Genomic DNA, 23,057 nt, shown 5'->3' on the forward strand with positions numbered 1-23,057 from the left:
GTCGGTCCGCCCGGATAACCTCGTATGTGTGTCGTCCCTTGCGCTCTACCGCCGCTACCGCCCCGAGTCGTTCGCCGAGGTCATCGGGCAGGAGCATGTCACCGACCCGCTGCAGCAGGCGCTGCGGAACAACCGGGTCAATCACGCGTACCTGTTCAGTGGTCCGCGCGGCTGCGGCAAGACGACCAGCGCGCGCATCCTGGCCCGCTGCCTGAACTGCGAGCAGGGCCCGACGCCCACACCGTGCGGGGAGTGCCAGTCCTGCCGGGACCTCGCGCGCAACGGGCCGGGGTCGATCGATGTCATCGAGATCGACGCCGCGTCGCACGGTGGCGTGGACGACGCCCGTGATCTGCGGGAGAAGGCGTTCTTCGGGCCCGCGTCGAGTCGTTACAAGATCTACATCATCGATGAGGCGCACATGGTCACGTCGGCGGGGTTCAACGCCCTGCTGAAGGTGGTCGAGGAGCCGCCGGAGCATCTGAAGTTCATCTTCGCGACCACCGAGCCCGAGAAGGTCATCGGCACGATCCGGTCGCGTACCCACCATTACCCGTTCCGTCTCGTGCCGCCGGGGACGCTGCGCGACTACCTCGCCGAGGTCTGCGGCAGGGAGAAGAGCCACGTCGAGGACGGCGTCCTGCCGCTCGTCGTGCGGGCCGGGGCCGGGTCCGTGCGTGACTCGATGTCGGTGATGGACCAGCTGCTGGCCGGCGCGGGCGACGACGGTGTGACATACGCCATGGCGACCTCGCTGCTCGGTTATACGGACGGCTCGCTGCTCGACTCGATCGTGGACGCCTTCGCCGCGGGCGACGGGGCCGCGGCGTTCGAGGTCGTGGACCGGGTGATCGAGGGCGGCAACGACCCGCGCCGCTTCGTCGCGGACCTTCTGGAGCGGCTGCGCGACCTGGTGATCCTGGCCGCCGTGCCGGATGCCGGGGAGAAGGGGCTGATCGATGCCCCCGCCGATGTCGTCGAGCGGATGCAGGCCCAGGCATCCGTCTTCGGTGCCGCCGAGCTGAGCCGCGCCGCCGACCTGGTCAACGAGGGGCTCACGGAGATGCGCGGGGCGACCTCGCCGCGCCTCCAGGTCGAGCTGATCTGCGCCCGGGTGCTGCTGCCCGCCGCCTTCGACGACGAGCGTTCGCTGCAGGCCCGGCTCGACCGGCTGGAGCGGGGCGCCTCCTTCGCGACCACCGGTCCGGGGCCCGCCATGGGGTATGTACCCGGTCCCGAGGCCCTGGCCCACGCACCCGCGCCCGTCGCACCGCAGGCACCCGTCGTGCAGCCCGGTGCGGGACCCGCCGTCGCGCGAGCCGCGGTACGGGGCGAGACGCCGGCGCCGGTCCAGGCACCGCCGTCCGCCCCCGCCCCCGCCGTGGCACCGGCCGCGGCCCCCGTCGCCCCGCAGCCGCCGGCCGAGGCCCCGGCTCCTGCGGGCGGTCAGCGTCCCGGTGCCTGGCCCACCGCGGCCGCGCCGGAATCGGGCCGGCGTCCCGGCGGCTGGCCGACCGCTTCCGCCCCGGGCCAGTCGCCCGTCCCGCAGGCCGCCCCGGCTGCCGCTCCCGCCCAGGCCGCGCCCCCGGCCCCGGGGCCGGGGCCGGGGCCGGCCGCCGCCGAGCCGGGTCCGGGCATGGCCCAGGGCGCCGGCCAGGTGCGGAACATGTGGCCGGACATCCTGGAGGCAGTGAAGAACCGCCGCCGGTTCACCTGGATCCTGCTCAGCCAGAACGCCCAGGTCACCGGCTTCGACGGCAGCACCCTGCAGATCGGCTTCCTCAACGCGGGCGCCCGCGACAACTTCGCGAGCAGCGGCAGCGAGGACGTGCTGAGGCAGGCCCTCGCCGAGCGGTTCAACGCGCAGTGGAAGATCGAGGCCGTCGTCGACCCCTCGGGCGGCGCCAGCACACCTCCGCAGACCGGTGGCGGCCGCCCCGCCGCCCCGCCCGCGCAGCAGTACCAGGCCCCCGCGCCCCAGCAGAGCCACGAACCCCGGCCGGCCGCTTCTCCGCAGCAACAGCAGCCGAGCCACCAGCAACAGCCGGGTCACCAGTCGTCGGGCGCCGCCTCCGCCGCGGAGCCCGCACCGCAGTCCTACTCCGCACCGCAGTCGTACTCCGCGCCCGAGCCGCCGCGTGCGGTCGCCCCCGAGGACGACACCCCCGAGGCCGACGACCCGGACCTCGTCGACTCGGCGCTCTCCGGGCACGAGCTGATCGTGCGCGAGCTCGGCGCCACGGTCGTCGAGGAGTTCACCAACGAATAGCGGGCGACCGCGGAGGTGCGCCCGGCGGCCCGAGGCGTCCGCCGCGGCTTCCCGGAGTGTCCACGGAGCGGCGTCCCGTCAAGGGCGCCGCGCCCCGGCGGCTAGGCTGCACCCCGTGAAGGTCCTCGTCATCGGCGGCGGCGCCCGCGAACACGCCCTGTGCCGCTCTCTGTCCCTCGACCCCGATGTCACCGCTCTGTACTGCGCTCCCGGCAACGCCGGTATCGCGGAGGTGGCCGAACTGCACCCGGTCGACGCCCTCGACGGCGACGCCGTCGCGCGCCTCGCGACCGACCTGGGCGCCGAACTGGTGGTCGTCGGCCCGGAGGCGCCGCTCGTCGCCGGGGTCGCCGACTCCGTGCGCGCCGCGGGCATCCCCTGCTTCGGCCCTTCCGGCGAGGCGGCCCAGCTGGAGGGTTCCAAGGCGTTCGCCAAGGACGTGATGGCCGGGGCCGGCGTTCCGACCGCCCGTAGCTACGTCTGCACCACGCCGGCCGAGATCGACGCCGCCCTCGACGCCTTCGGCGCCCCGTACGTCGTCAAGGACGACGGCCTCGCCGCCGGCAAGGGCGTCGTCGTCACCGATGACGTCGAGGCGGCCCGGGCCCACGCCCTGGCCTGCGACCGCGTGGTCATCGAGGAGTTCCTCGACGGCCCCGAGGTGAGCCTCTTCGCGATCACGGACGGCACCACCGTGCTGCCGCTCCAGCCCGCGCAGGACTTCAAGCGGGCCCTGGACGGCGACGAGGGCCCGAACACCGGCGGCATGGGCGCGTACTCCCCGCTCCCGTGGGCCGACCCCAAGCTGGTCGACGAGGTCATGGAGTCGGTGCTCCAGCCGACCGTCGACGAACTCCGCCGCCGCGGCACCCCGTTCTCCGGGCTGCTGTACGCGGGCCTCGCGATCACCTCGCGCGGCGTCCGGGTGATCGAGTTCAACGCCCGCTTCGGTGACCCCGAGACCCAGGTGGTCCTGGCCCGTCTGAAGACCCCGCTGGCCGGTGTCCTGCTCGGCTCCGCCAACGGCACGCTCGACGAACTGCCCCCGCTCAAGTGGCGCGAGGAGGCCGCGGTGACCGTGGTCATCGCCTCGCACAACTACCCGGGTACGCCGCGCACGGGCGACCCGATCGAGGGGCTCGACGAGGTGGCGGCGCAGGACGCCCCGCACGCGTACGTCCTGCACGCGGGCACCAGGCGGGAGGGCGACACGATCGTCAGCGCGGGCGGCCGGGTGCTGTCCGTGACCGCGACCGGCAAGGACCTCGCGAGCGCCAGGGAGCGCGCCTACGCGGCGGCGGCCCGGATCCGGCTCGACGGTTCGCAGCTCCGCACGGACATCGCCCGGAAGGCTGCGGAGGGCTGAGACGGGCCTCGGTGGTCGGACGGGCTGCGGAGGGGTGGGACGGGCCTCGGTGGTCGAACGGGCTGCGGAGGGCTGAGACCGGCTGCGGTGGTCGGACGGGCTGCGGAGGGCTGAGACCGGCTGCGGTGGTCGAACGGGCCGCGGAGGGCTGGGACCGGCCGCGGTGGGCCGAGACCGTCCGAATTCCGAATTCCGAAGCCCGACTCCGTTTCCCGACTCCGCTATCCCGTATCCGCATCCCGTCCTCACTCTCGCCCATCCGCCCCGACCTGCCCCGACGCGCCGCTGCCTCAAGGACGGCGGCGCGTCAGCACCTTTGCCCAAAGCCATTCCATCGAGTGACGGCTGAGCCATCCGGATGACGCCCGCCGAGGCCCCAACTAGGGTGCGGCGCAAGCATTCCGGCACTTGGCCCACTGGCATTGCGATGTCAGTGACGGGTGCCACAGTGGGGGAGTGAACAACACCGCCGCGGGGGCAGAGGGGGTGACGTCCGGCCGTGTCCGGTACCGGTACAAGTGAGGAGCTGGGTGTGCCGAGTGCGCGTGCCCGGGCTCATGCTCTGCTGCGCATCCGCAGCAGGGCGACAGCCGTGGCGATCCTGCCGGCGGCGGTGGCCGTCGTGCTGCTCGTGGCGGGCGCCCAGGGCCTCGCCGTGGGCAGCGGCTGGGACGCGGCGCGCTGGGCCGTGTCGGCCTGCGCGGTCGTCGTGCTCCTGCTCGCCGCGGCCGTCGCCGTCGCGATCGTACGGGCGAGACCGGCGATCAGCCCGACCGTCCCGCTCCCCGAGAAGGCCGCCCCCGATCTCTACCGCCTGGTCAGGGACCTCGCCGACCGGCTGGGGGTTCCCGCGCCCTCGGCCATAGCGCTGACGCCCGACTGCGACAGCTGGCTCGAGGACCGCACCCACCCCTCGGCGCAGCCCGTGGCAGGCCCCGGCGCGGATCCGGCGGCGCAATCCGCGGCCCGGACCCGCCGCCGCGTCCAGGCGGCCCCGGTGCTGGTCATCGGATCGCCGTTCCTGTGGTGGATGCGGGTCGCGGAGCTACGGGCGGTGCTCGCCCCGGTCGTCGCGGGCACGGGCCCGTCCGCGCACCCCGACATAGCCGCGGCCCGTCGTTTCGTACGGGGGCTCGACGGCGTGGTCGCCGACGCCGCCGCACCCCTGCCGGGACCGCTGGCCGGGGTGCGCGGAGTGCCCCGTGCCTTCGTCGGATGGATCGCCCGGCTGCTGCTACGCAGTTGTCGCAGCCATGCGGCGGAGATGGAGCGGAGCGTCGCCGCCGCCGCGTCGGTCCGCGCGCAGGGTGTGGACTACGGGCTGCGGATCGTCGCCCAGGAGCAGGTCGGCCTCGCCTACGCGGGCTGGGACCGGCTGCTCACCAGGGTCGCCCTGCCCGCCTGGCGAATGGGCCGCTGGCCGTCCCGGCTGGACGCGGGCGTGGTGTCCGCGCTCACCGAGCTGTCCCGGCGCGACCGGCTCGCCGACGGATTCGCCTCCCGGCTCGGCGAGCGCCCCGCCTGCGACCTCCTGGAGGAGCCGGGCGCGGCCGACGAGGCGGCTTCGCTGCTGGCGGCCCGGCTGTTCCACGGCGGCCCGGCCCGGCCGGGTCCCGACTGGTCGCCGGTCGACTGGCAGCAGTACCCGGACGAGGTCGTCGACCGGAAGTGGCGCACCGAGGCCGCGCGTCTGCACCGCGTCCTCGACTCGATGGCCGCCCCGCCCGCCCCACCGGCGGAGCCCGCCATGGGGGTGCCCACGCTGGCCCGTGTCGTCGAACATCTGGCGGGCCGGGTCGGGGGCGGCGAGGAGCTCGCCGCCGGGATCAGCGCCGCGGTGGCCCGCGAGGAGGAGGCGGCACAGCAGCACCGGACCGGTGGCGCGTCCGGCCCGGCGAGCGCCCCGGCCGCCGCGGGCACCGGCGGGGACGTCCAGGATCCCTGGGGCCCCGACCCGCTCCCGCTCTTCCCGCTCCAGCCGCCCCGTACGGGTACGGAGCTTCTCGCCGACCACGTCGCGGCGATGGTCTGCTGCGCGGCGGTGGACACGGCCGGCGCGGCGCCCGGCCTCGACTGGCTCGACGGCCCCGCGCTGCTCATCGACGGCGAGCGCCGGGCGGACCTGGGCAGTCCCGTCCTCAGTCTGGTGGAGGACGGGGACGCGGAACCGCTGTGCACCTGGCTCGCCTCGATCGGTGTACGCACCGACAAGCCCGTGCGCCTCGTCTGACCCACCGGTCCCGTCCGTCACATCGAACACCCGGAACGGTACGTTCCGTTCACGTCAATTCGCGACGAACGGTGACGGACTGCATGCGTTATGTGATGTGCTGTGGATCGACGCTGACAGTCGGCGCACCGCTGCCGGCGCGCTGATGACGCATGACCACGGGTGATCGACCACCGGAGACCGACCGGAGACCGGCCGTCGGCCACCGACCATCGACTGTTGTCTCGGGGGACTCGAGGGAGGGAAACGGTATGGGGGCGGACCACATTCGGCGATGGGAGTCGGGTGCCCTCGCGCACGCCGTCTCCGACCCCTTCGGACAGGGCCCCCTGCCCTGGCTGCGCGGCAGCGAGAACTACTTCGACGACACCGGGCAGGTCGTTCCCTGGTACGCCGACCCCGCCCTGGCCCGCTCCACCGACGGCGGCACGCGCACGGCCGACGACGTGCACCGCCAGATCAAGGGCTTCATCTCCACGGGCGCCGCGGCCCCCGGCGAGGCGATCGACTTCCACATCACCGTGGACCCGCCCCAGCAGTTCTCCGTGGACATCTACCGCATCGGTCACTACGGGGGCGACGGCGCCGCCCAGATCACCACGAGCCCCCGGCTCTCCGGCATCGTGCAGCCCGCGCCGCTCACCGCCGACCGCACGGTCTCCTGCCACCACTGGTGGCAGTCCTGGCGGCTGCAGATCCCGAGCTACTGGTCGATCGGCGCGTATGTCGCCGTGCTCACCACGATGGACGGCTACCGCTCCCACATCCCCTTCACGGTCCGCGACGACCAGCCGGCCGATCTGCTGCTGGTCCTGCCGGACATCACCTGGCAGGCGTACAACCTCTATCCGGAGGACGGCCGCACCGGCGCCAGCCTGTACCACGCGTGGGACGAGCAGGGCTGCCTCCTGGGCGAGGAGGACGCCGCGGTCACCGTCTCCTTCGACCGTCCCTACGCGGGCGCCGGTCTGCCCCTCCACGTCGGCCACGCCTACGACTTCATCCGCTGGGCCGAGCGCTACGGCTACGACATCGCGTACGCCGACACCCGCGACCTGCACGCGGGCCGCGTCGATCCGGCCCGCTACCGGGGCCTGGTCTTCCCCGGCCACGACGAGTACTGGTCGGTGCCCATGCGCCGCACGGTCGAACGCGCCCGCGACGGCGGCACCTCGCTGGTCTTCCTCTCCGCCAACACCATGTACTGGCAGGTCAGCCTCGCCCCGTCGCCGTCCGGCGTCCCGGACCGCCTGCTCACCTGCCGCAAGCGGCACGGCCCGGGGAAGCCCGCCCTCTGGCGCGAGATCGACCGCCCCGAGCAGCAGCTCCTGGGGATCCAGTACGCGGGCCGGGTCCCCGACCCCCACCCCCTGGTCGTACGGAACGCCGAGCACTGGCTCTGGGAGGCGACGGGCGCGGGCGAGGGCGACGAGCTCGACGGCCTGGTCGCCGGCGAGGCCGACCGCTACTTCCCGCGCACCGTGCTCCCCGAGCACGAGAGTCGCATCCTGCTCGCCCACTCCCCGTATCTGGACAGCGAAGGCGCCAAGCGCCACCAGGAGACATCCGTGTACCGGGCCCCGTCCGGGGCTATCGTCTTCGCCTCCGGCACCTTCGCCTGGTCCCCGGCGCTGGACCGCCCCGGCCATGTGGACACCCGCATCCAGCGGGCCACCGCCAACCTCCTCGACCGCATCTGCAAGCGCGACTGAACCGCACCCGGGCCGCCGTGCCGAACCGCCCCGGCCACCGCCCCGTCGACCGCCCCGGCCACCGCGACCGAACCGCTCCTGGGCCCGCGGCAGTCGGCGCCACGGACGCCCCCGCTCCACTCCACCGCACCTCGATACGGGAGAATCGGAACGACTCCTGGATCAACCTACGCGGAGGCAGCGTGTCCGGATTTGTAGAAAAGCCCGAGCCAGTGCAGGTCCCGGGGCTCACCCACCTGCACACGGGCAAGGTGCGCGACCTGTACCGGAACGAGGCGGGCGACCTCGTCATGGTCGCCAGTGACCGCATGTCCGCGTACGACTGGGTCCTGCCGACCGAGATCCCGGACAAGGGCCGCGTGCTCACCCGGCTCTCGCTGTGGTGGTTCGACCAGCTCGCCGACCTGGTGCCCAACCACGTCCTGTCCACGGAGCTCCCCGCCGGCGCCCCCGCGGACTGGGCCGGCCGCACCCTGATCTGCAAGTCGCTGCGGATGGTCCCGGTCGAGTGCGTCGCCCGCGGCTACCTCACCGGCTCCGGTCTCGTCGAGTACAAGGAGTCCCGCACGGTCTGCGGTCTCGCGCTGCCCGAGGGGCTCGTCGACGGCTCCGAGCTCCCGGCGCCGATCTTCACCCCCGCCACCAAGGCGGCCGTCGGTGACCACGACGAGAACGTGAGCTTCGAGGAGGTGGCCCGCCAGGTCGGGGAGGAGACCGCCGACCTGCTGCGCGCCACCACGCTGGACGTCTACAGCAGGGCACGCGACATCGCGCGCGAGCGCGGGATCATCCTCGCCGACACGAAGTTCGAGTTCGGCTTCGCGCCCACGGCCGACGGCGGCGAGGAGCTGATCATCGCGGACGAGGTGCTGACGCCGGACTCCTCGCGCTTCTGGCCCGCGGCGGCCTGGGAGCCCGGCCGGGCCCAGCCCAGCTACGACAAGCAGTTCGTCCGGGACTGGCTGACCTCGCCGGCCTCCGGCTGGGACCGCAGGAGCGAGCAGCCGCCGCCGGCACTGCCCCAGGAGATCGTGGACGCGACCCGGGCGAAGTACCTGGAGGCGTACGAACTCCTCACCGGCACGCCCTGGCAGTAGGGCCCGCCGCAGGAACACGAAGAAGCCCCCGGCCGGAAGGCTGGGGGCTTCTTGCTGAACCGAGCGGACGACCAGGTTCGAACTGGCGACCTCAACCTTGGCAAGGTTGCGCTCTACCAACTGAGCTACGTCCGCAAGCGCCGAAGCGCGAGGACCACTATACCCATCCGCGCTGCCGTGCGAGACGCACCGCGGCATGGCGATTCTCCGCACCGAGCTTCGAAGCGGCCGCGGAGAGGTAATTCCGCACCGTTCCCTGCGACAGCGACGCCCGCTCCGCGATCTCCGCGACGGGTGCCCCGTCCGCCGCCAGCTCCAGCACCTCGGCCTCGCGCGCGGTCAGCGGAGAGTCCCCGGCGGAGATCGCGTCGGCCGCCAACTCCGGGTCCACGTAACGGTTTCCGGCATGCACGGTGCGGATGATCCCGGCCAGCTGCCGGGCGCTGACGGTCTTCGGAACGAAGGCCCGCACGCCCGCCGCGAGTGCCCGCTTGAGGTGTCCGGGCAGGCCGTGGCTGGTCACGATCATCGTCCGGCAGCCGGGCAGTTCGGCCCGCAGCGATGTGGCGACACTCACACCGTCGGCGCCCGGCATCTCCAGATCGAGAACCGCCACATCGGGCCGGTGGGCCCGCGCCATCGCCAGCGCCTCCGGGCCGGTCGCAGCCTCCGCGACCACCACGAGGTCGTCCTCCAGGGCCAGCAGCGCGGCCAGCGCGCCCCGGATCAGATGCTCGTCGTCGGCGAGCAGCACCCGTACGGTCGTCGTCATCGTCGTTCCTCCTGAAGGGCGGGTGCATCCCGGGCGGCAGGTGGCTTCTCAAGGCGGGGCGAGGACGCCACCGGGCCGAGCGGGACCGTCGCCGTGAGCCGGAACAGGCCGTCCCCCTCCGGGCCCGCGTCCAGCGAACCGTCGACCACACGCAGCCGCTCCCGCAGTCCGGCCAGCCCGGAGCCGCTCGCCCCGGAATTCCCGTCCGTTCCCGTGGCGGCCGCCGCCCCGTCGTTCTCCACCAGCAGCACGGCCGCCTCCGCCGAGGTTCTGAGCCGGATCGTGCAGTGGCGCGGGTCGCCGTGCCGCAGCACATTGGTCGCCGCCTCCCGCACGACCCAGCCGAGCGCCGACTGCACGGGCGCGGGCAGCCGGTCGCCGCTGTCGCCCGTCACCTCGCACGTGATCCCGGCCGCACTCAACACCCCACGGGCGCCGGCCAGTTCCGTACTCAGATCGGCCTCCCGGTATCCCCGTACGACATCGCGCACCTCCTGCTGCGAGGTGCGGGCTATCCGCTGCACCTCGACCATCTGGTCCACCGCCTCCGGTCTGCCGCGCTGGGCCAGCTCCACGGCCAGTTCGCTCTTGAGCGCGATCACGGCGAGATTGCGGCCCAGCACGTCGTGCAGGTCCCGTCCGAACCGCAGCCGTTCCTCGGCGACCGCGAGCCGGGCCTGAAGATCCCGGGCCTCCTCGGCCTGCCACATCACGGCCAGGCTCCAGGCACTGGGCCGTACGGAGATCAGGACGAGCACGCAGCCGAAGAGCGAGGTCGGCACCACCCCGGCCAGTGTCCCGTCCCGCACTCCGACCGCGGCGAAGGCGCAGACACTCAGCGCGGTGATGGCGAACGACTGGATCAGGAAGGTGCGGACCGGCACCAGCAGGGTCTGGGTTATCGCGAACGCCACCGGTGCGTTCGTGATCATGAGGAGCAGCCCGGCTTTGTCGATCCCGTCCACCGCGGCCATCGTTACCAGCAGCCCCAGGTTCACCAGCAGCAGCACCAGGGGCGGCAGCTGCCGCCGCCGGGGGAAGACGGCGGTGCCCAGGTAGTGCGCGTACGACGGCTCCACGTTGCGGTTGCTCAGCAGGCACTGAGCAAGGCTCACGAGGAGCAGGGCCACGCCCAGGGCGATCGGGAGCGGCTCATGGCGGATGTCCGACTTGAAGGGGGCCAGCTGCCACGACAGGGTGAAGAGCCAGGGGATCACCGAGAGGGTCAGCCGCGAGTAGAGGTCGATCCGCTCCAACTTGCTGCGCTTCTGCCAGCTGCGGCGCCAGCCCCGCACGAGCACCGACACGGCACGTCCCTCCTCAGCGTCGCGGATCCCAGCGGAACCACCGCTGCACAGCAAACACGGCGAACCCGGTCCAGGCCAGCCCGGTCAGAGCGGCCACGAGCAGGTCGGAGCCGCCGGCCTCGCCCAGCCAGCCCGTCCGCACGAGCGTCATCACCCCGGTCACCGGCAGCAGTTCGCACACGGATGCCATCGGGTCGGGCATGATCTCCAGCGGTACGAAGAGCCCCGATCCCATCATCGAGATGAAGAACAGCGGGAGGGTGGTGAGCTGCGAGGTCTGTACGGTGCGGGTCACCGCGGAGGTGGCCGCGGCCAGTGCCGCCAGCAGCACCACGCCCAGCAGCAGGCCCGCCAGGAGCAGTTCGGGCCGCTGCGGTGCGGCAAGGCCGAAGAAGGCCGTCCCCGCCACCACGATCACCACGGTCTGGGCCAGAGCCAGCGCGACCGACGGCAGGGCGGTCCCGATGAGGATCTCCCGGTCGGTGACCTCACCGGTACGCAGTCGCTTCAGGACGAGGTCCTCGCGCCGCGCCACATAGGACGAGACCAGGTTCATGTAGACGGCCTGCATCAGCACGATGCCTATGCCACCGGTGAGCGCCGCCGCCGCGACGGACAGGCCGGTCCCGTCGAGAACGGACTGCTTCAGCGTCGACTTCATCGCCAGGACCATGGCGGCGGGCATCAGCAGCGAGACGAACACCGCAGTCCGGTTGCGGGCGAGCAGGGCGACTTCGGCGCGCCCGAGGGCGGTCAGCCGGCCCCGGAGCGTCGTGCCGGCCGCCGTGCGCGTGCCGGTCGTACCAGTCGTCGTACCAGGCGCGCCGGTTGTGCCGGTTGTCGTGGTCGTTGTCGTGGTCGTCGTCGTCATCACGCAGCCACCCTTTCGGACTCCGAAGCGCTCTGCGCGATATCGAGAAATGCCTCTTCGAGCGAGGCCGAGCGGGCATCGAGGCCGAGCAGCCGGACGTCCGACTCCCTTGCCCAGGTGAGCAGTTCGTCCAGGGACTCCTGCAAGCGGTGGGTGCGTATCTCGATCCGGTGATCCTCGGCGGCGGCCCGCAGTCCCAGCGGAAGCCGGGCCGGCGGCACTGTCCGGGGCAGCTCGAACCGGATGCGGGCGGGGCGGGCGGCCGTCACCTCGGCGGTGGTACCCGCCGTCACTATCCGCCCCCGGTGCATGATCGCCAGCCGGTCGGCGAGCGTCTCGGCCTCCTCCAGGTAATGCGTGGTGAGCAGGACGGTGGTGCCGCCGTCCCGCAGCTCGCGCACCAACTCCCAGGTGTCCCGCCGCCCTTCGGCGTCGAGCCCGGTGGTCGGCTCGTCCAGGAACAGCACCTCGGGCCGGCCGAGCAGGGCCAGCGCCAGGTCGAGACGGCGCCGCTCGCCGCCGGAGAGCTGCTTGACCCGCACCCGCGCCCGGTGGCCGAGCCCGACCAGCTCCAGTGCCTCACCGGTCGGGCGCGCGCCGCTGGTGCAGCCCGCCCACATCCGTACCGTCTCGGTGACCGTCAGCTCGGACGGGAAGCCGCCCTCCTGGAGCATCACCCCGATCCGCGGCCGGACGGCGGCGCGCTCGCGGAACGGGTCGTGCCCGAGCACCCGGACCGTGCCGGCGTCGGGCCTGGCCAGGCCCTCCAGCAGCTCGACGGTGGAGGTCTTCCCGGCGCCGTTCGTACCGAGCAGGGCGAAGAGCTCACCGCGCGCCACCGAGAAGGAGACACCGGCCACGGCCCCGAAGCCGCCCGCATATCGCCGCCGGACACCGGCCGCCTCGATCACCGCACCGGACGTCGGGACGGAAGCGGAGACGGACGCGGACGCGGACGCGGAGACGGAAGTGGATGCGGAGATGGCCGCGGAGACGGTCGCGGAAGCGGCTGTGGCGGGTGCCACGGCCCGGTCCGCGCGGTTGCCTGGAAAGTCGTCGCTGGTCATGCCTACAGATTTCCGCGGGATCGGCGACGGGATCAGTGCGAGCTGTCATCACTGCTCATGACAAACGTCATGTGATGGAGAGCACGACGAAGGCCCTGGTCGATATCGACCAGGGCCTTCATTTCGATCAAGAGCGGACGACGAGATTCGAACTCGCGACCCTCACCTTGGCAAGGTGATGCTCTACCAACTGAGCCACGTCCGCATTGCTGCCGCTCATTGTACTCCCCGGGAGGAGATCCATCGGGCGGTGCGAGCATTACTCTACCCGATCCACCGGAGTGGTCGGTAAGAGCGATGCAGAGCGGGTGACAGGAATTGCACACTGCGCCTTCCCCCTGGAAGGGGGATGTTCTGCTACTGAACTACACCCGCACGCTGCGTGGGGTTCGGCTTTTCGGCCTTGCCCCTCGGCGTGCTCCAGACTTTAGCCGACCTGCAGGGGTGTAGCGCAAGTCGGTGCCCGCAGGGTGTCGCCGAAGGGGTCCGTGGCGGCCTCCGGCGGACGGTGCGGACGGGGGCCGGACCGGGCCGGCCGGTCAACTCGCTTCGCGGAACGCCTCGTAGACCTTCTTGGGGATCCGGCCGCGGGCCGGTACCTCCATCCGGTGCGAGCGGGCCCAGGCGCGCACGGCCGCCGGGTCGGGTGCGAGCGAAGTGTGCCGGTACGAGACGGGGGCCTTGCCGCGCTTGCCGACGTTCGTCCGCTTTCGGCCTGCCGCCATGTACGGCGCGAGGGCCTTGCGCAGTTTCTTTGCATTGGATGGGTTGAGGTCGATCTCGTACGACTTCCCGTCCAGGGCGAAGCTGACCGTTTCCGCCGCGTCTCCCCCGTCGATGTCGTCGGAGAGCGTGACCACTACGCGTTGAGCCACGGATATCGGTCCTTTCCTGCGGTATCGGCATGTCCGATGTGCGCCGATACCGGCCTTCCGGCTGCCGGGCGGATACGGCGTCGACGGTTGCCGACTGTTTAGGGTCAATGCTGCATTCCCCGGTAATCATTTGTACAGCGGTGGGAGCCGTATGGTGAAGCCCGCCCAATTACCTCCGCGTGTCAGCCTTCTATGTGTGCTGCCGGTGAGGATTTTTTTTGCAGGACTTTCCCCGTGCGTTGTCCCGTCCGATATCTGGGTGTGATCAAGGGTTCTCGATATCTACCCGCGTAGAATTTCTGGCCAGGTAGGCTGAGGGGACCTGCGGGGGTCTGGGGAACCCCCCGGAGAAACAGCCGCACCACACCAAACCGGGAGTGCCAGTGGCACGCGTCGTAGTCGACGTCATGCTCAAGCCCGAGATCCTCGACCCGCAGGGACAGGCGGTGCAGCGTGCACTGCCCCGTCTCGGCTTCGAGGGAATCGCGGACGTACGTCAGGGAAAGCGTTTCGAGCTGGAGGTCGAGGGGCCGGTCGACGACGCCGCCCTCAGCCGTATTCACGAGATGGCCGAGACTTTCCTCGCCAACACCGTCATCGAGGACTTCACCGTGAAGGTGGAGAAGGCCGAGGAGTCGAAGTGACTGCTCGTATCGGAGTCGTCACCTTTCCCGGCACGCTCGACGACCAGGACAGCCTGAGGGCCGTACGGGTCGCGGGCGCCGAACCCGTATCGCTGTGGCACCGCGACAAGGACCTGCACCAGGTCGACGCGGTCATCCTGGCGGGCGGCTTCTCCTACGGCGACTATCTGCGGGCCGGCGCCATCTCCCGCTTCTCGCCGGTCATGGAGACCGTCATCGAGCAGGCGAAGGCGGGGATGCCGGTCCTCGGCATCTGCAACGGTTTCCAGATCCTGACCGAGGCGCATCTGCTGCCCGGCGCGATGCTGCGGAACAACCACCTGCACTTCATCTGCCGCGACCAGAAGCTGCGCGTCGAGAACGCGGAGACCGCCTGGACCTCGGACTACTCCGCGGGCCAGGAGATCTCCGTACCGCTCAAGAACATGGACGGGCGTTACGTCGCCGACGAGCGCGTGCTCGACGAGCTGGAGGCGGAGGGCCGGGTCGCCTTCCGCTACCTGGACATGAACCCCAACGGCTCGCTGCGCGACATCGCCGGCATCACCAACGCCGCGGGCAATGTCGTCGGCCTGATGCCGCACCCGGAGCACGCCGTCGAGCCGCTGATCGGAACCGGTCGCACCGACGGTCTCGGTTTCTTCACCTCGATCATCAAGAAGCTGGTCAACGCATGAGCCTGGATACGGTCAAGCACGCGGCCGAGACCCCGGACGTCGCGCAGCCCTGGAAGGAGCTCGGCCTCAAGGAGGACGAGTACGCCCGGATCCGCGAGATCCTGGGCCGCCGTCCCACCGGCGCCGAGCTCGCCATGTACTCCGTGATGTGGTCCGAGCACTGCTCGTACAAGAGCAGCAAGGTCCACCTCAAGCAGTTCGGCGAGAAGGTCCCCGTCAACGACGCGATGCTCGTCGGCATCGGCGAGAACGCCGGTGTGGTCGACGTCGGCCAGGGGTACGCGGTCACCTTCAAGGTCGAGTCGCACAACCACCCCTCGTACATCGAGCCCTACCAGGGCGCGGCCACCGGCGTCGGCGGCATCGTCCGCGACATCCTCGCCATGGGCGCCCGCCCGGTCGCCGTCGTCGACCCGCTGCGCTTCGGTGCGGCCGACCACCCCGACACCAAGCGCGTCCTGCCGGGCGTCGTCGCGGGCATCGGCGGCTACGGCAACTGCCTGGGTCTGCCGAACATCGGCGGCGAGGTCGTCTTCGACGCCTGCTACCAGGGCAACCCGCTGGTCAACGCCGGCTGCATCGGCGTGATGAAGCACGAGGACATCCACCTGGCCAAGGCCTCCGGCCCCGGCAACAAGGTGATCCTCTACGGTGCCCGCACCGGTGGCGACGGCATCGGCGGCGTCTCCGTGCTGGCCTCGGAGACCTTCGAGTCGACCGGCCCGGCCAAGCGCCCGGCCGTCCAGGTCGGCGACCCGTTCCAGGAGAAGCTCCTCATCGAGTGCACCCTGGAGATCTTCAAGGAGAAGCTCGTCGCGGGCATCCAGGACCTCGGCGGCGCCGGGCTCTCCTGCGCCACGTCCGAGCTGGCCTCCGCCGGATCCGGCGGCATGCGCGTCGAGCTGGACACCGTGCCGCTGCGCGACTCCTCCCTCTCGCCCGAGGAAATCCTCATGAGCGAGTCGCAGGAGCGCATGTGCGCGATCGTCGAGCCGCAGCACGTCGGGCGCTTCCTGGAGATCTGCGAGAAGTGGGACGTCATCGCCACCGTCATCGGTGAGGTGACCGAGGGCTCCCAGCTGGAGATCTTCTGGCACGGCGAGCAGATCGTCGACGTGCCGCCGCGGTCCGTGGCCCACGAGGGCCCGACGTACCACCGTCCGTTCGCCCGCCCGTCCTGGCAGGACGCGCTCCAGGCCGACGACGCGGGCAAGCTGGCCCGGCCGGCGAACGGCGCGGAGCTGCGCGAGCAGGTCCTCAAGCTGGTCGCCTCGCCGAACCAGGCGTCGAAGTCCTGGATCACCGACCAGTACGACCGGTTCGTGCAGGGCAACACCGTGCTCGCGATGCCCGAGGACGCCGGCATGGTCCGGATCGACGAGAAGTCGAACCTGGGCGTGGCCATGGCGACCGACGGCAACGGCCGGTACGCCAAGCTCGACCCGTACACCGGTGCGCAGCTCGCGCTGGCGGAGTCGTACCGCAACGTCGCCGCCTCCGGCGCCAAGCCGCTGGCCATCTCGGACTGCCTGAACTTCGGTTCGCCCGAGGACCCGGACGTCATGTGGCAGTTCGCCGAGGCCACCCGTGGTCTCGCGGACGGCTGCCTGGAGCTGGGCACCCCGGTCACCGGCGGCAACGTCTCGCTGTACAACCAGACCGGCGAGACGGCGATCCACCCGACGCCGGTCGTGGCCGTGCTCGGTGTGATCGACGACGTCAACCGGCGTACGCCGGTCGCCTTCGCGGAAGAGGGCCAGCTCCTCTACCTGCTGGGCGACACGCGTGAGGAGTTCGGCGGCTCGGCCTGGTCCGAGGTCGTCCACAACCACCTCGGCGGCATGCCGCCCGAGGTGGACCTGGGCCGCGAGAAGCTGCTCGGCGAGATCCTGATCTCGGCCTCCCGCGACGGCATGATCGACGCGGCGCACGACCTCTCCGACGGCGGTCTGGTCCAGGCGGTCACCGAGTCCTGCCTGCGCGGCGGGAAGGGTGCCCGGCTGGTCGTGCCGGACGGTCTGGACGCGTTCACGTTCCTCTTCTCCGAGTCGGCGGGGCGCGCGGTCGTCTCGGTGCCGCGGAGCGAGGAACTGCGCTTCAACGACATGTGCGGTGCGCGGGGTCTGCCCGTCGCCCGGATCGGTGTCGTGGACGGCGAGGAGATCGAGATCCAGGGCGAGTTCAGCATTCCGCTGAGCGAGCTGCGTACGGCGCACGAGGCGACCATTCCGGCTCTGCTCGCCTGACGTACCTGTTCCTGACGAGGATGGCCCCGCCCTGTTCATGGGCGGGGCCGTCCTCGTACGGTCCGGGTGCGGAATTCCGGCGGAATTCCGTTTCATCGGTGGAGCGGCGTGCGTGACCGAGGTGTGGTGAATTCGACGGCATTCACGTCCGCCGCTTCCGGTTCCCGCCGGGAGGGCAGCCGGGTCGCCAGGACCGTCGCCAGGATCATCACTCCGGTCGCGGCCCGGAAGACCGCGTTCGTCGAGGCGACGAAGGCGTCCAGTGCCTGCTGGTGGGCGTGGCCGGTCAGCCGGCCGATGCCGCTGGTCGTGCCGCCGGGGCCGCGGGCCGCGTAGACCCTGCTGAGTACGGTGCCGAAGAGGGCGGCGCCCAGCGCGCCGCCGAGGGTCTGGAAGAACCGGATGGCGGTCGTGGCCACACCCAACTGCCCGGCCGGTGCGGTGTCCTGGACCAGCTGGATCAGCTGGCCCACGAGCTGTCCGAAGCCGATCCCCATCAGCAGCAGCGCGGCGCGGACCGTCCAGAGGCTGGTGCCGGTGGAGAGCGTGGCGAGCAGGGCCAGGGCGGCGGACGCGCAGACGGTGCCGCTGAGGACGAAGGTCTTCTGCGACCAGCCGGCCGCGGCGAGCCGGTCGGAGAGCAGGCCGACGGCCGCCATTCCGATCGCCATCGGGACCAGATGGAGCCCGGCCGACGAGGCGGCGATCCCCCGCACGACCTGGAGATAGATCATCACGTAGACCATCGAGCCCATCATGGCCGCGCCGACCAGGCCCTGGACGGCGAAGCCGTAGCGGAGCCCACGGATCCTGAACAGGCCGAGCGGCAGCACCGGTTCGGCCGCGGTGGCCTGGCGGCGTACGAAGAGGGCGAGCGCGGCGACGGTCGCCACGAGGAGGCCGACGATCAGCGGGGACGACCAGGCGTGATCCTTGCCTCCCCACTCGGTGACCAGCAGCAGCATGGTGGAGAAGGCGGCCGCGAGCCCGGCGCCAAGGAAGTCGATCGTGCGGCGGGTGGTGTGGACGGGCAGCTTCAGCACCCGGACCGCCGCGGCCAGGACGGCGAGGCCGACCGGAAGATTGACGTAGAAGATCCACCGCCAGCCGGCATGGTCGGCGAGGGCTCCGCCGAGCCACGGCCCGAGCGCCATCCCCGCCCCCGCGACGATCCCGCCGACGCCGGCGCCCTTGCCGCCATCCTTCTTCTCGGGGTCGTCGAGCTCACGCAGCACGACCATGGTGACGCTCATCAGTCCACCACCGCCGATGCCCTGGAGCGCGCGGGCGGCGATCAGCCAGCCCATGGAGCCGGCCATTCCGCACAGCGCCGAACCGGCGAGGAAGGAGGCGACGGCCCCGATGAAGACCTTCTTGGCGCCGAGTACGTCGCAGAGCTTCCCGTACAGCGGAAGTGCCGCGGTCGCGGCGAGCTGATAGGCGGCGATCAGCCAGGGGATCGTGTCGACGCCGTGCACCGGGTCGAGATCGCTGACGATCGGCACGGTCGCCGCGGAGACGATGTTCGTGTCGAGCACGGCCAGCAGGATCGTGGCGATGCAGAGCACGAGTCCGATGACGCGCTGACGGTCGGTCATGACTGCGGGTCTGGCTGCTGACATGGCGGAGCTCCCCTCCCGGGCGGCGTGAGGCCGCCGCGGCCGGGCACCACCATGACCCAAGAGAATGTACCGAGTCAAGAATTAATCTGGGATTAACATTCATCCTGGTACAGTGACGCCATGACCGAGGGGATGAGCCTGCGCGAGCGCAAGAAGCTCCAGACGCGGCACCGCCTGCTGGCCGCGGCCACCGAACTCTTCGCCGAGCGCGGCTTCGACAAGGTCTCGGTCGCCGAGATCGCGGAGGCGGCCGAGGTGTCGAAGATGACTGTCTTCAACTACTTCGCCGGCAAGGAGGACCTGGTCCTCGCTCCCATGGAGGAGCACATCGGCGATGTCGCGCGCGCGGTGCGGGACCGGGCCCCCGGCGAGTCCGTCCTGGCCGCCGTGCGCGGGCAGTTCCTGGCCTGCGTCGAACGCCGCGATCCCTCGGTCGGGATGAGTGACGCGCCGGTGGTGCTCAGGGTGCGCCGGCTGATCGTGGAGACCCCGGCGCTGCTCACCCGGGCCCACGCGTTCTCCATGCGCTCCTTCGACCTGCTCGCCGAAGCCCTGGTCGAGGAGGGGGAGGAGCCGGCCATCGCCCGGGTCGTGGCCGTCCAGCTGATCGGCACCCGCAACGCGCTCATCCAGGTGAACCAACTGCGATTGCTGGCGGGGGAGTCGGCGGACGTGGTCGCACCGGACGCCGTCGCGCTCGCCGAGCGGGGTTTCGGCCTGCTCGCCGACGGCCTGGCCGACTTCGCGACCCGCCCCTGAGACCGCCGGGGCCGTCCGCCGTGTCCTAGGCTCCCGGACATGCCGCCGTCCCAGAAACGTGCCCGCCGCTACGACCCGGCCAGGACCCGCACCGCGGTCCTGGCACAGTTCGCCCATGTCCGGGCAGCCGTACGTACCCTGACGCCCGCACAGCTCGCGCTGCCGACCCGGCTCGGCGACTGGACCGTGCGTGAACTGGCCGTACACCTGACCATGGCGCTCTCGGCCGTCACCCGGAATCTGGAGCTGCCGGAACCCGCTGCGGAGAAGCCCGACCTGACACTCGTCGAGTGGCCGTTCAGGACCGCGGACCGGGCCGCGCGCATCGCGGACGACACCAAAGCGCTCGCCGTGGACCGCTCCGACCTGGACGCGCTGTACGGGGAGGTCGCGGGGCGGTTCGAGGAGCTGGTGCCCGGGGCCGGCGACGAGCGGCTGCTGCCGACGCGGCTCGGGGTGATGCGACTGGCCGACTTCCTCGTCACCCGTACCGTCGAACTCGTCGTGCACACCGACGACCTGAACGAGGCGGCCGGCCTCGACATCCCGTACGACCGGCAGGCCCTCGCCGCCTGCACCCGGCTGCTCGCCGACGCCCTCGCGGAGAAGGCGCCGGGCGGCTCGGTCGAGGTGCGGGTCCCGCCGTTCGCCGTCGTCCAGTGCGTGCCGGGCCCCCGGCACACCCGCGGAACGCCGCCCAATGTCGTCGAGACCGACCCACTCACCTGGATCCGGCTCGCCACCGGGCGCACGGAGTGGGCGCGGGCGCTCGACGGGGCGAAGGTCGCCGCGAGCGGGGAGCGGGCCGACCTGGCCGCCCTGCTGCCCCTGATGGGGTGAGCGGGAACCGGACGCCGAGCCGCACCGTCCCAGGGCCATGCGGAATCAGTCCACGCGGAAGCGGAACCGGCCCATGCGGAACCGACGGACGGCTGTGGGAGCGCTGACCCTCCTCGCCCCCCTCACCCTTGCCGCCTGCGGGAACGGGACGACGACCGGTGACGGCAGCGGTTCGGTACGGACCGGCCCGCGCGTCACCGGCGTCCACTGGAACGTCGACTCGGTGACGTCCGGCGGGCAACGGACCGAAGCCCCGGACGGCGCCCATGTGGTGATCGGCCCCGAGGGCGCAGCCAGGGGGAACTTCGGCTGCAACAGCTTCACCGCCGAGACCCGCACGGACGGCGACACGATCACCGTGCGGCGGACCACGACCACGGCGAAGGGCTGCGCGAAGGACGTCCAGCGGTTCGAGACGGCCATGTCCCGCGCGTTCAGCGGCGAACTCACCGCCGCCGTCACGGGCAGGACCCTGACCCTGACCACGAGGACCGGCGACTCCATCGCCCTGACCTCGGAGCCCCCGGCCCCGCTCACCGGCACCACCTGGACCGTCACCTCCCTGGTCTCCGGCTCGACCGCCTCGTCGCTGCCCGCGGGTACGGAGAAGAAGGCGCGGCTGACCTTCGGCGAGGACGGCTCGGTACGGGGCACCCTCGGCTGCAACCGGTTCCGCTCCACCGCGACGGTCACCGGATCCACCATCACGTTCGGACCGGCCGAGGGCACCAGGATGATGTGCCCGGACCCCCGGATGGAGCTGGAGCGTGCCCTGCTGGCGGTCCTGGACGGGAGGACGACGTACCGGATCGACCACCGCACGCTGTCCCTCACCGCGGTGAACGGCGAGGGACTCGGCGCTACGGCCCCGGCACCCGGCAGGTGACGCGACCCGAGCACCCGGCAGGTGACCCGGGCACAGGGGGAGGAGCTCCGGCACCCGGCACCTGAGAGCCAGGATCTGCGTCGGGCCGTGACTCAGGACCCCGGTGGGCCGTGGCTCAGGACCCCGTCGGGCCGTGGCTCAGGACCCCGTCGGACCATGGCTCAGGACCCCGTCGGGTACGGCAGCAGTCCGGCGTCGGTCCGCTCCCAGGACGCCCTCAGCTCGGCCAGCAGCTCCGGCTCGGCGGCCGCCCGGTCGGCCTGTTCGCGCTGGTCGTGGGCGAGCTGGAACAGCTGGTCCTTCCCGCTCCTGCCCCGGTAGTACTTCCAGTCGCCGCGGCGCAGCGCCCGTTCCCCGCGCACCCGCCAGAACAGATCACGCTCCCGGGGCCGCTCGTCCCGCAGCAGATATCCGGCGAGGCTGATGCCGTCCAGCGGATGGGCGGGGTCGGGCCGGGCGCCGCCGAGCTCCAGCAGGGTCGCCGTCCAGTCGGGCGAGAACACCGGCAGATCGCTCACCTGGTGCGGATCGATCCTGGCGGGCCAGCGCAGCACTGCCGGAACCCGGATGCCGCCCTCCTGGAGCGAGCTCTTGTTGCCGGAGAGCGGCCACTGGTACGAGAAGCGCTCGCCGCCGTTGTCGCTGGCGAAGAAGACGAGCGTGTCCTCCTCCTGCCCGGACCGCTTCAGCGCCTTCAGCACCTCGCCGACCGAACGGTCCAGGTCCTCCACCATCTGCCGGTACTTCTCGATCGAGCCGCCGTCGGAGTGGAAGAGCCCCGAGAGCCCGCCCTCCTTGATCCTGCGGACGATCTCCGCGCTCTCGGCGGTGTCGCCCTCCGCGATCCACGGCCAGTGCGGGGTGGTGAAGTTCAGGTTGAGCAGCCACGGCCGCTCGTGGTCGCGCTGTACGTACTCGCTCGCCCGCTCGGTCAGGATCCGGGTGTAGTAGCGCAGGTCCTTGTACTCGGCGTCGCCCTCGTACAGGTCGTACTCGCCGCCGAGGCCGAGCTTGGAGTAGTACTCCAGCGCCCCGCCGAAGTTCCCGAAGAACTCGTCCCAGCCGGACCGGGTGGGGCTGTAGTCGGGCAGGTAGCCGCAGTGCCACTTGCCGATCAGCGCGGTGGCGTATCCGGCGCCGCGCAGCAGCGAGGCGAGCGTGGGGTGGGTGGGTTCGAGTCCCACCGACCGGTCCGCGATGGGCTCGGCGAGCCCGCCCTTCGTACGGCCCGGATAGCGGCCGGTGTAGAGGCTGAATCTGGTGGGGGAGCAGGTGGCGGACCCGGCGTAGGCGTCCGTGAATCGCACTCCCTCCCGCCCGAGCCGGTCCAGGTGGGGGGTGCGGATGTTCGGCGACCCGTACGAGGAGAGGTCGGCCCAGCCGAGGTCGTCGCCGAGGATGAAGAGGATGTTGGGCCGCCGGGCGTGCTTGCCGCGGGCAGCCCGGAAGGGCCGTTCCCGGACGCTGTCGGCCGCGGACGCGGCCGCGGCGGGGGAGGCGGCCGGGAGGCCGACGGCGGCGGTCGCGGCGGTCGCGCCGACGGCGGTCCCGAAGGCCCGCCTGGTCAGAGAGGTTTCAGAACTGTTGTTCGCATCGCGAGAAGACATGGCTGCTCCAGGGCAGGGCTCGGCCGCGCGCGGCGGCGAGGGGCGGACAGGCCGGTCAGGCGCCGGACACGGCCGTGGCTACGGCCTGCCGGCGCGGCTGCGCGCAGGGCTGTGGGAGGGGGAGGAAGGGGTACGCGTACGCAGACCGGCGCGCGGCGGGGCGCCGGAAGCGGCATCGGCCGCCGGACGGGCGGTGGACCGGGGAAGCGG

18 protein-coding genes and 3 tRNA genes are annotated in these 23,057 nt (G+C 71.7%); 11 read left to right on the forward strand and 10 right to left on the reverse strand.

The window, feature by feature from the left end; genetic code table 11:
- Positions 1–28: 28 nt before the first annotated feature.
- The 5 genes from AB0D53_RS08240 (at position 29) to AB0D53_RS08260 (ending at position 8,674) form a co-directional block, all read left to right on the forward strand.
- Positions 29–2,269 (forward strand): DNA polymerase III subunit gamma and tau, encoded by a 2,241-nt coding sequence (locus AB0D53_RS08240; protein WP_362441827.1) that lies wholly within the window; start codon positions 29–31, stop codon positions 2,267–2,269.
- A 115-nt stretch (positions 2,270–2,384) separates the two neighbouring features.
- A complete protein-coding gene (gene purD, locus AB0D53_RS08245) occupies positions 2,385–3,635 on the forward strand; it encodes a phosphoribosylamine--glycine ligase (protein ID WP_362441830.1) in 1,251 nt (416 codons plus the stop codon).
- 499 nt (positions 3,636–4,134) lie between these two features.
- Positions 4,135–5,865 carry a hypothetical protein gene (locus AB0D53_RS08250; RefSeq protein WP_362441833.1) on the forward strand — a complete coding sequence of 577 codons (1,731 nt, stop codon included), beginning with the start codon at positions 4,135–4,137 and terminating at the stop codon, positions 5,863–5,865.
- Positions 5,866–6,116: 251 nt separating this feature from the next.
- Positions 6,117–7,577 carry a N,N-dimethylformamidase beta subunit family domain-containing protein gene (locus AB0D53_RS08255; protein ID WP_362441836.1) on the forward strand — a complete coding sequence of 487 codons (1,461 nt, stop codon included), beginning with the start codon at positions 6,117–6,119 and terminating at the stop codon, positions 7,575–7,577.
- Between the two features lie 182 nt (positions 7,578–7,759).
- Entirely contained in the window at positions 7,760–8,674 is a 915-nt protein-coding gene (locus tag AB0D53_RS08260; RefSeq protein ID WP_362441839.1) for a phosphoribosylaminoimidazolesuccinocarboxamide synthase, read from the forward strand.
- Positions 8,675–8,736: 62 nt separating this feature from the next.
- Here the strand turns inward: AB0D53_RS08260 and AB0D53_RS08265 are convergent.
- The 8 genes from AB0D53_RS08265 to AB0D53_RS08300 all read right to left on the reverse strand — a co-directional run bounded on the left by AB0D53_RS08265 (position 8,737) and on the right by AB0D53_RS08300 (position 13,566).
- Positions 8,737–8,809, reverse strand: a tRNA-Gly gene (locus AB0D53_RS08265).
- Between the two features lie 22 nt (positions 8,810–8,831).
- Positions 8,832–9,446 carry a response regulator transcription factor gene (locus AB0D53_RS08270; protein WP_362441842.1) on the reverse strand — a complete coding sequence of 205 codons (615 nt, stop codon included), beginning with the start codon at positions 9,444–9,446 and terminating at the stop codon, positions 8,832–8,834.
- Positions 9,443–10,747: a histidine kinase gene (locus tag AB0D53_RS08275; RefSeq protein ID WP_362442025.1), complete on the reverse strand. Its 1,305-nt coding sequence runs from the start codon at positions 10,745–10,747 to the stop codon at positions 9,443–9,445. Before AB0D53_RS08275 ends, AB0D53_RS08270 begins: the two co-directional genes overlap by 4 nt.
- 19 nt (positions 10,748–10,766) lie before the next feature.
- Positions 10,767–11,624, reverse strand: a complete 858-nt coding sequence (locus tag AB0D53_RS08280) for an ABC transporter permease (protein WP_362441845.1) — start codon at positions 11,622–11,624, stop codon at positions 10,767–10,769.
- The gene (locus AB0D53_RS08285) at positions 11,624–12,691 is read right to left on the reverse strand and encodes an ABC transporter ATP-binding protein (protein ID WP_362441849.1); all 1,068 of its coding nucleotides are present in this window, start codon (positions 12,689–12,691) and stop codon (positions 11,624–11,626) included. The genes AB0D53_RS08280 and AB0D53_RS08285 overlap by 1 nt, the downstream gene beginning before the upstream one ends.
- Before the next feature lie 132 nt (positions 12,692–12,823).
- Positions 12,824–12,896 (reverse strand) — tRNA-Gly (locus tag AB0D53_RS08290).
- Between the two features lie 98 nt (positions 12,897–12,994).
- A tRNA-Gly gene (locus tag AB0D53_RS08295) sits at positions 12,995–13,066 on the reverse strand.
- Positions 13,067–13,230: 164 nt separating this feature from the next.
- Positions 13,231–13,566, reverse strand: a complete 336-nt coding sequence (locus AB0D53_RS08300; protein ID WP_329814903.1) for an Lsr2 family protein — start codon at positions 13,564–13,566, stop codon at positions 13,231–13,233.
- A gap of 383 nt (positions 13,567–13,949) precedes the next feature.
- Between AB0D53_RS08300 and purS the strand changes: the two genes are divergently transcribed.
- From purS to purL, 3 genes are read left to right on the forward strand one after another with little or no spacing between them, the layout of a single operon-like run.
- Positions 13,950–14,210, forward strand: a complete 261-nt coding sequence (gene purS / locus AB0D53_RS08305) for a phosphoribosylformylglycinamidine synthase subunit PurS (protein ID WP_176729353.1) — start codon at positions 13,950–13,952, stop codon at positions 14,208–14,210.
- Entirely contained in the window at positions 14,207–14,887 is a 681-nt protein-coding gene (gene purQ, locus AB0D53_RS08310) for a phosphoribosylformylglycinamidine synthase subunit PurQ (RefSeq protein WP_362441853.1), read from the forward strand. Before purS ends, purQ begins: the two co-directional genes overlap by 4 nt.
- Positions 14,884–17,133 (forward strand): phosphoribosylformylglycinamidine synthase subunit PurL, encoded by a 2,250-nt coding sequence (gene purL, locus AB0D53_RS08315; RefSeq protein WP_362441856.1) that lies wholly within the window; start codon positions 14,884–14,886, stop codon positions 17,131–17,133. The genes purQ and purL overlap by 4 nt, the downstream gene beginning before the upstream one ends.
- A 92-nt stretch (positions 17,134–17,225) precedes the next feature.
- Here the strand turns inward: purL and AB0D53_RS08320 are convergent, their stop codons facing one another.
- Positions 17,226–18,755 carry an MFS transporter gene (locus tag AB0D53_RS08320; RefSeq protein ID WP_362441859.1) on the reverse strand — a complete coding sequence of 510 codons (1,530 nt, stop codon included), beginning with the start codon at positions 18,753–18,755 and terminating at the stop codon, positions 17,226–17,228.
- Between the two features lie 120 nt (positions 18,756–18,875).
- On the opposite strand from AB0D53_RS08320, the gene AB0D53_RS08325 reads away from it, so the two are divergent.
- The 3 genes from AB0D53_RS08325 (at position 18,876) to AB0D53_RS08335 (ending at position 21,240) form a co-directional block, all read left to right on the forward strand.
- A complete protein-coding gene (locus tag AB0D53_RS08325; protein WP_362441862.1) occupies positions 18,876–19,514 on the forward strand; it encodes a helix-turn-helix domain-containing protein in 639 nt (212 codons plus the stop codon).
- 39 nt (positions 19,515–19,553) lie between these two features.
- Positions 19,554–20,354, forward strand: coding sequence for a sterol carrier family protein (locus tag AB0D53_RS08330; protein WP_362441866.1), 801 nt, complete (start codon positions 19,554–19,556; stop codon positions 20,352–20,354).
- 73 nt (positions 20,355–20,427) lie between these two features.
- Positions 20,428–21,240, forward strand: coding sequence for an META domain-containing protein (locus tag AB0D53_RS08335; protein WP_362441869.1), 813 nt, complete (start codon positions 20,428–20,430; stop codon positions 21,238–21,240).
- A 161-nt stretch (positions 21,241–21,401) separates the two neighbouring features.
- On the opposite strand, the gene AB0D53_RS08340 is transcribed toward AB0D53_RS08335, so the two are convergent.
- Positions 21,402–22,847, reverse strand: coding sequence for a sulfatase-like hydrolase/transferase (locus tag AB0D53_RS08340; RefSeq protein WP_362441872.1), 1,446 nt, complete (start codon positions 22,845–22,847; stop codon positions 21,402–21,404).
- Positions 22,848–23,057 lie beyond the last annotated feature (210 nt).

The organism is Streptomyces sp. NPDC048295, assembly GCF_040652135.1.
GTDB lineage: Bacteria > Actinomycetota > Actinomycetes > Streptomycetales > Streptomycetaceae > Streptomyces.

Bases quoted from the DNA above. Each gene is read 5' to 3' on its own strand.
- AB0D53_RS08285 (WP_362441849.1), bottom strand. From the start codon at position 12,691: ATGACCAGCGACGACTTTCCAGGCAACCGCGCGGACCGGGCCGTGGCA.
- AB0D53_RS08340 (WP_362441872.1), bottom strand. From the start codon at position 22,847: ATGTCTTCTCGCGATGCGAACAACAGTTCTGAAACCTCTCTGACCAGG.
- AB0D53_RS08280 (WP_362441845.1), bottom strand. From the start codon at position 11,624: ATGACGACGACGACCACGACAACGACCACGACAACCGGCACAACCGGC.
- AB0D53_RS08335 (WP_362441869.1), top strand. From the start codon at position 20,428: ATGCGGAACCGACGGACGGCTGTGGGAGCGCTGACCCTCCTCGCCCCC.
- AB0D53_RS08320 (WP_362441859.1), bottom strand. From the start codon at position 18,755: ATGTCAGCAGCCAGACCCGCAGTCATGACCGACCGTCAGCGCGTCATC.
- purL (WP_362441856.1), top strand. From the start codon at position 14,884: ATGAGCCTGGATACGGTCAAGCACGCGGCCGAGACCCCGGACGTCGCG.
- AB0D53_RS08325 (WP_362441862.1), top strand. From the start codon at position 18,876: ATGACCGAGGGGATGAGCCTGCGCGAGCGCAAGAAGCTCCAGACGCGG.
- AB0D53_RS08255 (WP_362441836.1), top strand. From the start codon at position 6,117: ATGGGGGCGGACCACATTCGGCGATGGGAGTCGGGTGCCCTCGCGCAC.
- AB0D53_RS08330 (WP_362441866.1), top strand. From the start codon at position 19,554: ATGCCGCCGTCCCAGAAACGTGCCCGCCGCTACGACCCGGCCAGGACC.
- AB0D53_RS08270 (WP_362441842.1), bottom strand. From the start codon at position 9,446: ATGACGACGACCGTACGGGTGCTGCTCGCCGACGACGAGCATCTGATC.